Annotated in this window: 8 protein-coding genes; 4 read left to right on the forward strand and 4 right to left on the reverse strand. The window is 64.8% G+C overall.

Annotated features, from left to right (window positions below):
- The first annotated feature begins 5 nt into the window (after nt 1-5).
- Nucleotides 6-917, forward strand: a complete 912-nt coding sequence (locus E4L98_RS06290; RefSeq protein WP_135200714.1) for a hypothetical protein — start codon at nt 6-8, stop codon at nt 915-917.
- A gap of 17 nt (nt 918-934) precedes the next feature.
- On the opposite strand, the gene E4L98_RS06295 is transcribed toward E4L98_RS06290, so the two are convergent.
- On the reverse strand, nt 935-1807 hold the full coding sequence (locus tag E4L98_RS06295) for an AraC family transcriptional regulator (RefSeq protein WP_229257278.1): 873 nt from the start codon (nt 1805-1807) through the stop codon (nt 935-937).
- Between the two features lie 151 nt (nt 1808-1958).
- Between E4L98_RS06295 and E4L98_RS06300 the strand changes: the two genes are divergently transcribed.
- Nucleotides 1959-2702: an SDR family NAD(P)-dependent oxidoreductase gene (locus E4L98_RS06300; protein ID WP_135200716.1), complete on the forward strand. Its 744-nt coding sequence runs from the start codon at nt 1959-1961 to the stop codon at nt 2700-2702.
- An 11-nt stretch (nt 2703-2713) separates the two neighbouring features.
- Entirely contained in the window at nt 2714-3019 is a 306-nt protein-coding gene (locus E4L98_RS06305; protein WP_135200717.1) for a hypothetical protein, read from the forward strand.
- Nucleotides 3020-3037: 18 nt separating this feature from the next.
- Here E4L98_RS06305 and E4L98_RS06310 read toward each other — a convergent pair whose 3' ends face one another.
- Nucleotides 3038-3718, reverse strand: coding sequence for a sigma-70 family RNA polymerase sigma factor (locus tag E4L98_RS06310; protein WP_167761287.1), 681 nt, complete (start codon nt 3716-3718; stop codon nt 3038-3040).
- A 148-nt stretch (nt 3719-3866) separates the two neighbouring features.
- Here E4L98_RS06310 and clpP point away from each other — a divergent pair, with 148 nt between their 5' ends.
- Complete coding sequence (clpP, locus tag E4L98_RS06315) at nt 3867-4469, forward strand: ATP-dependent Clp endopeptidase proteolytic subunit ClpP (protein WP_135200719.1); 603 nt, start codon at nt 3867-3869, stop codon at nt 4467-4469.
- Here clpP and E4L98_RS06320 read toward each other — a convergent pair whose 3' ends face one another.
- Together E4L98_RS06320 and E4L98_RS06325 are read right to left on the reverse strand one after the other, a co-directional pair.
- Nucleotides 4470-5474: an alpha/beta fold hydrolase gene (locus E4L98_RS06320; RefSeq protein ID WP_135200720.1), complete on the reverse strand. Its 1005-nt coding sequence runs from the start codon at nt 5472-5474 to the stop codon at nt 4470-4472.
- Between the two features lie 211 nt (nt 5475-5685).
- The coding region (locus E4L98_RS06325; protein ID WP_167761288.1) for an HAD family hydrolase at nt 5686-6006 on the reverse strand (321 nt) is incomplete at its 5' end.

The following is a 6006-nucleotide window of genomic DNA, read 5'->3' on the forward strand; positions in this document are numbered from 1 at the left end:
CCCTGATGAGTGACGCGCATGTGATCGGCATTGCCGTGCTGTTGGTGGTTTTCATCGCGCCGGCGTCGCTCGGTCTGGCGGGATGGTGCCGACTACGCCGCGCGCCTGACGGCAGCCGCACCAGCGCTTGGAACTGGAGATTGATCGTGGCCTCGGCACTATTGTACGCATTGGCCTTCGATCTGACATTCTTCCTCCAGGAGCTGTTCCTGGTCCTGCCCAAAGCGCTGACGCCTGGCCTGCGGCCCACCTTGTTTCATAATAACCACACCTGGCAAGGCCAGAGTCCGCTGACAGGCCTGTTTCAAGGAACCGGTGCATTGGCCACGCTGAGCAGCGGCATCCTCTGTGCCGTGCTGCTGTGGCGTGGCGTCGGCAGGTCCGTTACGATCCGCCTGTTCTGGTTCTGGATGGCATACAGCGGTATCTTCATGGCGCTGCCGCAGGTGGTCATCGGCGCGCTGGTCGCGCAAAACGATGTCGGCATGGCGATGGCGTACTTCGGCATGGGCACGGCCGGCAAGACGGCAGCCGCGCTGGTGGCGCTGGCGGCAATTCCGCTGACAGCCGCGACGCTGGCTAATTTGCTGCCAGGGCACGCGCCGGAGGGCAAGCACATCGCCGATGCGCGGGAGCGCCAGCATTTCGTGTTCCGCAGCGCGACACTGCCGGCGTTGCTGGCGCTGCCGCTGATCGTCTTGTTCCGCATTCCGCGCGAGTGGATCGAAGTGTTGCTGGTACCCGTGCTGGTGACCATGATCGGACTGCTCTGGATGCAGGCAGGCGCCTGGCGCGTCGGACACCGTGCCGCCGGCGATCGCGCCGGTGCGGTGGCCGTTGTCCCGCCGCTGATCGCGGTGCTGGCATTGCTGCTGATTTTCCAGCTGTTGCTGCGGCCCGGCATCCGCTTCTACTGAGCTGATCGACTTGGCCGTCAATACCGCAGCGTGCCGGCGATCCGGTTGGCGTCGCGTCCCGGCGCCTGGCCGAATTCACGCGCGTATTCGCGGCTGAATTGGGTCGGACTCTGGTAACCGACTTCCAGCGCGGCAGCCGTCACGCTATAGCCGGCCGCCACCAACAGCGTGCGCGCCTGTAGCAGGCGGATCTGCTTTTGATACTGCAGCGGACTCAAGGCCGTGACCGCTTTGAAATGACGGTGAAACGCCGAGACGCTCATGGCCGCACAATCCGCCAGATCGTCCACGCGCAGCGGCTCGGCGTAGTTGCGCCGGATTTGCTGGATGGCGAGGTTGACGCGCGCCAGCGCCGAGTCCGGCACAGCAATATCGCGCAGCATCCATCCCATCGGTCCCTGCAGCACGCGGTACAGGATTTCGCGCTCGTAAACGGGCGCCAGCGCCGGGATATCGGCCGAATGCGTCATCAAACGCATCAGGCGTACCCAGGCGTCCAGCAGCTCCGGCGTTACCGCGGCGACCGAGAAGGCCGTCCGCTGGCTCAGGTGGGCGGCAGAATTGGGCAAGTCGGCCAGCAGATTGGCAATGATGGCGGCGTCCAGCGTCAGGCTGACGGCGAGATAAGGCTCGCCATTCGCTGCCGGCAACACCTCGCCCACCGCCGGCAAGTCGACCGACATCACGAAATAGCTGGCGGGATCGTAGTACAGTGTTTGCCCGCCCACCGTCATCGACTTGCCACCCTGCAGAATCAGGTTGATCATGGGGTCATACACCGCCGCCAGCTGATGCTGAGGAATTTTTCCCTGGACCATGGCGACGCGTGGAATGCCCGTTTCCGTACGCCGGTTTTCGGCGCGCGCCGCCAGGGCGCGCAGTTCGTTCAACTGATTTTCCATCTCTTTATTAAACTGCGATTTCGCTCCGTTAGCAATTCAAAAGCAGAAATAGGCAGGATTGCGCCATCATCCGACATGCCCGACCGGAAGCGTTTGTCTACAGTGGAGGCTCTTACTGACCTACCGATTGGAGCTGAACATGCAGATCGTTATCATCACCGGAGGCAGCCGCGGCATCGGCGCCGCCACCGCACTGGAGTGCGCACGCCGCGGCCTGGGCGTCATTCTTACCTACAACAGCCATCAGGCCGGCGCCGCCGAGGTGGTCCGCCGGATCACCGACGGCGGCGGCAAGGCGGCCGCGCTGAAACTTGACGTCGGCAGCATGGCTGGGTTTGCCGATTTCCGGCTGGCGGTGGAGCAGACCCTGAGTACGCTCTGGGACACCAAGCAGCTCGGCGGCCTGGTCAACAATGCCGGCTATGGCTTGTACCGCCCGATCCAGGATGTGACGGAACAGCAGTTCGATGGACTGATGAACGTGCACTTGAAAGGGCCATTCTTCCTGACCCAGGCCCTGTTGCCGTTGCTGAAGCAAGGGGCCAGCATCGTCAACCTGACCAGCGCGACCACGCGTGTTGCTTTCGCCGGCGTGGCGCCGTACGCCGCGTTCAAGGGAGGGCTGGAAGTGCTGACGCGCTACATGGCCAAGGAATTCGGCGAGCGGCGCATTCGCGTCAACGCCGTCTCGCCTGGCGCCATTCGCACCGAGCTGGGCGGCGGCCTGAATCAGGAATTTGAAGCGCAGCTGGCGGCGCACACGGCGCTCGGTCGGGTCGGCGAGCCGGACGATGTGGCGCGCGTCATTGCCACCCTGCTGACCGAGGATGGGGGCTGGATCAACGCGCAAACCATTGAAACGGCCGGCGGCTATCAGATTTGAGGGAGGTGGGCGTGGCAACCGAAGCGATGGAAATTACCAGCTTCCACTTGGCGGCAGGCGTGACGATGGACGATTTCATCGCCGCCAATGCCGACGTCGATGCCTGGCTGCGGCAGCAGCCCGGTTTTATCCTGCGCCGCATCTGCCAGGCTGCGGACGGTCTGGTGACCGATATGCTGCTGTGGAAGTCGGCTCAGGATGGCAAGCGCGCGGCCAGCGCCATCATGACCGAGCTGGCCCACTCGCCGGTTCATGCGGCGATTGATCAGACCACGGTGGATTGGTCGGTCAACACCTGCCGGCACCGCGTGAATTAGTGTTTCCAAGGCCGCGCCTCACGCCGCCAGCGTGTAGCAGGCGTCATTGGCGCATGCGCGCGGGCGGGGGCGGAGGTTGGCGCAGACCGATGTGGGTTGCGTGCCGGTCAGCAGCGTCAGCATCGCCGGCATATCCATGCCGTTGATAGCGAGCTGGAAGCGGTGCACCAATTCATGGTTGAGTTTCGCCTCCGGTGGCGTTTCACCTTGTTGGTCCTGCAGCCGCCGGCGCGCGCGCGCCAGGTGCTGGCGGGCGTTGACCGCTTTGGTGTCCAGTAGCGCCGCGATGTCGGCGTGACTGCATTCGTACACCTCATGCAGCACCAGGGCCAGTCGCTCGGACGGCGACATACCGGCCAGCAGCCGGGCCAGCGCCTGGCCCAGTGCCGCGCGCCGCAGCAGGACTTCTTCCGGCAGCAATGGTGATGCGGCGGGCGACAGCTCGCTGGCGGCTTCGGCCGCCAGCACGTCGCGCGCGCGCTGGCGCAGGCGGTCGATGGACAGGTGCTGTACCACGGTCGTCAGCCAGGCGGCCGGTGTCGCCAACACATGCCGCTCGGCGCTGTGCCATTTGAAAAAACAATCCTGCACGATGTCCTCGGCCTCCGCCTCGCTGCCGACGATGCGGGCGCTGATCGCTTTCAGACGCGGACGCAACTGTTCGAACAGGGCGCCGTCGATATCGTTGGTGGAAGGCATCGTGGATCTCCTCATGCGGTAATGACACGCACTTGACGCTGGGCGGTGCCCGGATGTGACACGCCGGCAAAATATTTTTTCGGCGGTCACACGGCGCGTGCCCGCAGCGTCAAGCGGGCAGCATCCACTTTACCGCGAAAGGACCATCATGATGCACTATTCCGGCCTGGTGCCGACCGTGATCGAACAAACCGGGCGAGGCGAGCGCGCCTTCGACATCTATTCCCGCCTGCTCAAGGAGCGCATCATCTTCCTGGTGGGCGAAGTGACCGAGCAGTCGGCCAACCTGATCGTCGCCCAGCTGCTGTTTCTGGAATCGGATAACCCGGAGAAAGATATCTCGCTGTACATCAACTCGCCAGGCGGCTCGGTGTACGCGGGCATGGCGGTGTACGACACCATGCAGTTCATCCGGCCGGACGTGTCCACCCTATGCACCGGCTTTGCCGCCAGCATGGGATCGTTCCTGTTGGCGGCCGGGGCGAAAGGCAAGCGCTACGCCTTGCCCAACGCCCGCATCATGATTCACCAGCCGCATGGCGGCTCGCAGGGTGTGGCGGCCGATATCGAGATCCAGGCGCGCGAGATGCTGTATCAGCGCCAGCGCCTGAACACGCTGCTGGCCGAACGCAGCGGCCAGACGTTGGCGCGGATCGAAAAGGACTCCGACCGCGACAATTACATGTCGGCCGGTCAGGCCGCCGACTACGGCCTGATCGACCGTGTGCTGGCGGCACGCGACGACGGTTGATCAGAGGCGGCCGACCTCGATCACCGCATCGGCGAAGGCGCGCGGCGCCTCCTGCGGCAGGTTGTGGCCGATGCCGCCCGGCACCAGCACGTGCTTGTACTTGCCGGTGAATTTCTTGGCATAGGCGGCCGGTTCCGGGTGCGGCGCGCCGTTGGCGTCGCCTTCCATGGTGATGGTCGGCACGCTGATATTGGGCGCCTGTGCCAGCCTGGTTTCCAGCTCCGCGTACTTCGCCTCGCCCTGTTCCAGGCCCAGACGCCAGCGGTAGTTGGAGATGGTGACGGCCGCGTGGTCCGGGTTGTCCAGCGATACCGCGCTGCGCTCGTAGGTGGCGTCGTCGAATTTCCACTGCGGCGAGGCGAGCTTCCAGATCAGTTTGGCGAAATCGTGGTGGTTTTTCTCGTAGCCCAGGCGGCCGCGCTCGGTGGCGAAATAGAACTGGTACCACCACTGCAGCTCGGCCGCCGGCGGCAGCGGCTGCTTGCCGGCTTCCTGGCTGCCGATCAGATAGCCGCTGACCGACACCAGGCCGTTGACGCGCTGCGGCCACAGCGCGGCGATGATGTCGGCGGTGCGCGCGCCCCAGTCGTAGCCGGCCAGCGTGGCCTTGCCGATCTTCAGCGCATCCATCAGATCGATGATGTCGGTGGCCAGGGCGGCCGGTTCGCCGTTGCGGACGGCCTTGGCGTCGAGGAAGCGGGTGCTGCCGTAGCCGCGCAGGTGCGGCACGATCACGCGATAGCCGGCCTTGGTCAGCAGCGGCACCACGTCGACGTAGCTGTTGATGTCGTACGGCCAGCCATGCAGCAAAATGACCACCGGGCCGTTGGCCGGACCTTCGTCCACGTAGCCGACATCGAGCGCGCCGGCATGAATCTGCTTGATGGTCTTGAACGGTGCCGGGGCAGCGCTCTGCGCCTGGCTGGCGCCGGCCACGCCGAACGCGCAGGCAAAGGCGAGGGCGGCGGCGATGGTATGGCGCCGCGGTTTGAGATAGTTGTTCATGGATGCTCTCCGGTGAATGGTGCATCGATTCTAGACCAGTGGCGGCAAGCTCAAACCATACGATCGGGTTATTGCAATCGCGTATTTTGAGGTATCGAAACGCCTCCCGCAGTGAGTTGTTCGCTCAGCAAGCACAGGCGCGCGGCCGGCGCCGGAGGGCGGACAATCCGGGGTCAGTTCTGCCTTTGGTACATGAGCTCGTGTCCGAATGTCAGATCTGACCCCGGAGTTGCAGGTGCAGCTGGCCGGCCTCGCTTTGAAGGACGGCGAGGTCGGCGTAGTCGAGCACGGCCGGCACGTCGGTGGCCAGCGGGTGGCTGTGGGTGGCGGTCACGACGATGCTGTCCATGCCTGCAGCGGCGGCCGATTGCAGGCCGGCCAGCGTGTCTTCGAACACCAGGCAGTTGGCCGGGGCGTAGCCGAGCTTGGCCGCGCCCAGCAGGAACGGGTCGGGCGCCGGCTTGCCGTGCTGGACATCTTCCGCCGCCACCATCACTGGCGGCAGCGGCAGGCCGGCGGCGGCGATGCTGTC

Origin of the sequence: Duganella callida, from assembly GCF_004614165.1 — a bacterium.
Lineage (GTDB): Bacteria > Pseudomonadota > Gammaproteobacteria > Burkholderiales > Burkholderiaceae_D > Rugamonas > Rugamonas callida.

Coding starts and splice junctions, on each gene's coding strand:
- E4L98_RS06300 (WP_135200716.1), top strand. CDS start 1,959: ATGCAGATCGTTATCATCACCGGAGGCAGCCGCGGCATCGGCGCCGCC.
- clpP (WP_135200719.1), top strand. CDS start 3,867: ATGATGCACTATTCCGGCCTGGTGCCGACCGTGATCGAACAAACCGGG.
- E4L98_RS06290 (WP_135200714.1), top strand. CDS start 6: ATGAGTGACGCGCATGTGATCGGCATTGCCGTGCTGTTGGTGGTTTTC.
- E4L98_RS06320 (WP_135200720.1), bottom strand. CDS start 5,474: ATGAACAACTATCTCAAACCGCGGCGCCATACCATCGCCGCCGCCCTC.
- E4L98_RS06310 (WP_167761287.1), bottom strand. CDS start 3,718: ATGCCTTCCACCAACGATATCGACGGCGCCCTGTTCGAACAGTTGCGT.